Consider the following 2,678-nt stretch of genomic DNA (forward strand, 5'->3'; position numbering starts at 1 on the left):
AATATATTCAATCTATGATGGCTTTTGCAGCCATCGTGTCCTTTGCGTCATGTTCGTCGGAGGACAACAACACTACAATTGAAAATGAGAGTGCGACAAAGGTAATGACCTTTACTGCAACGCAAGAGGGTGACGAACAATCAACAAGGGCAGCTATTTCAACCTCTGATAGTAAAGTCATCAATTGGGAATCAGACGACAAAATAAGCATCTTTGATGGGACAAAGAATAATCAGTTTACTTTGAAGAATGGTGCAGGGACAAAGAGTGCGACCTTCCAAGGTGTGGCTGCATCAGCGGAAACTTATACCGCTGTATATCCTTACCAGTCAGAGGCAACACTCTCAGGCACATCAGTAGAGAAAGTAACCCTTAAAGCCACTCAAACCGCTACCGATAACAGCTTCGATAAGAATGCTGCATTAATGATGGCTCAGAGCAATAGCAACACGTTGAATTTTAAGAATGTCGTAGGCTATGTAAAAGTGAAACCTACTTTCAATTGCACAAGAATAGATTTAAAGGCTTTTGACAACTCTGCGGTATTGGCAGGTACTGGCACAGTCTCTTATAACAACGGAAAACCAACACTTGATCTTTCGGAAACAAAGGATTATGCCATCACACTGAGAGGAGACATCAAGGCAAACAAATACTACTATATTGCAGTACCCCCAGTTACACTTAAGGCTGGTTGGACTATACAATTCACAGCGTCTGATGGTAAAGTATATTCCCGCAAGGGAACAAACCCCATCACTTTCACTCGCAACAAGGTGACCAACCTTGGTGAGTTTGCTACCACAGGGGATTATGATCCCCGTGGAGATATAGTTAGAGCCGACCAAGAAGTTGATATGGGAGTGTTTGAAATTAATGGAAAAAACTATAGATTAATCTTCGCCAAATCCAACCTCACAAAAGATGGTCTTGCCGCAAATGAATATGATTATGGTGATTACTTTGCTTGGGGAGCTACTATGCCTTGGTATTATTCAGCGACACAAACGTGGAAACCAGGCAAAGAAGCAGGCTTTACAAAAGCTAATGCCCCAACCTTAAGCAAAACATACAAGGCAAATGATGTATTATCCTCGTCAGACGATGCCGCACGCCAGATTCTCGGTGGTGACTGGCAGTTGCCAACAACAGAGATATGGAAGGCATTGTGGGATGCCAATAAAAATAAGGTCTATTGGGGACCTGATGGAAATATGAGATATAACACAATAAGTGGAATCAAAGGAATGAAGATAAGCAAGAAAGACGATCCTAATACTTATATCTTCTTGCCTGCAGCTGGCTCCGCCGGTAGAGAGGTCAACAATGTCGGCGATTTCGGCTACTACTGGTCAGGCACAGCCAACTCGAGCACTAAACCATATTACCTGTACTTCACTATACGTGGTGGCAATCCGCAGGAATTCATATACTTTTACTACATAGGACTTCCGGTGCGCCCGGTGCGCTTGGTTGAGGTATCTTTTGCGGGAAGTGGACAAGGAGAAACAGAAGGAATCGAAGAAGATGTGTTTAACTATTAATATTGAAAATTTAAGGATTAAGATGAAAAAGATATTCAAAACATTACCGTTGGCATTAATTGTGATGTCAATATATTCTTGTACTTCCGATGACGAAACAGTACAAGACGTAAATGACAATTCTTCCGTAGTTACAACATTTACTTGTACGCAAGAAAATGAAGGAACTACTACTAAGGCGGCGATGGGTCCGGAAGGCAAAACTATTTTGTGGGAGTCTGGAGATGCCATAAGCATATTTGATGGAGATGGCAACAACCAGTTTATATTAAATGCAGGAAGTGATGGACAGAAATCTGGCTCATTTACTGGAAAATGTTACGAATCTGAATCTTACGTTGCTGTTTATCCATATACAGAAGGAGCTACACTTAGCTATGATAGAAAATCTGTCAGCAATATAGTGCTCCCTGATGAGCAGAACGCCGTAGCTGGTGGTTTTGACCCAAAGGCAGCTCTTATGATTGCAAAAAGCAATACAACGACTTTGCAGTTTAAGAATGCCGTTGGCTTCATTAAGGTAACTCCACTGTTCGATTGCAAAAAGATTATTCTACGTGCAGCCAACAAGACCCAACCTCTTGCTGGTAAGGGGAAAATAAATATTGAAGATCCAAACAATCCTTATATCGATTTCACCGGTTCTAAAGAACTGTTTTATTCCATAACTCTTTCTGGCACAATCACAAATGGAAGTGCTTATTACATAGCAGTTCCTGCAGTAACATTAGTTAAAAATTGGACACTGACATTTGTTACTGAAAACCAAAATTATATGCGTAAAGTAACACAAGATATTACGTTTGTTCGTAGCAAAGCTTTGAATCTTGGAACGTTTGCTACAGATGGAGATTATTGGGCTGGTCCAAGAGGTATTGTTGATTCCAGCCAAGAGGTAGATTTGGGATTGACAATAACTATCAAGAAGAAGAATTACAAAGTAATATTCGCCAAATCCAACCTAACAGAAGATGGTCTTGCCGCAAATGAATATGCTTATGGTGACTATTTTGCTTGGGGAGCTACTGAGCCTTGGTATTCATCAATTTCAGGAAACACTTTTACTTGGAAAGAAGGCCATGAAAGCGGATATGCAGACGGAACAGCCCCAACCTTCTCCCCCGAATATGAGAT

At 41.1% G+C, this 2,678-nt stretch carries 1 protein-coding gene and 1 pseudogene; both read left to right on the plus strand.

What is annotated here, in order from left to right; genetic code table 11:
- Window positions 1-1,544 (plus strand): annotated as a pseudogene (locus CIK90_RS13510) (fimbrillin family protein); the annotation flags it as partial.
- A 22-nt stretch (window positions 1,545-1,566) separates the two neighbouring features.
- On the plus strand, window positions 1,567-2,678 hold a 1,112-nt coding region (locus CIK90_RS13515; protein ID WP_144007296.1), incomplete at its 3' end, for a fimbrillin family protein.

Origin of the sequence: Prevotella sp. P5-126, assembly GCF_002251185.1 — a bacterium.
Classification (GTDB): Bacteria; Bacteroidota; Bacteroidia; order Bacteroidales; family Bacteroidaceae; genus Prevotella.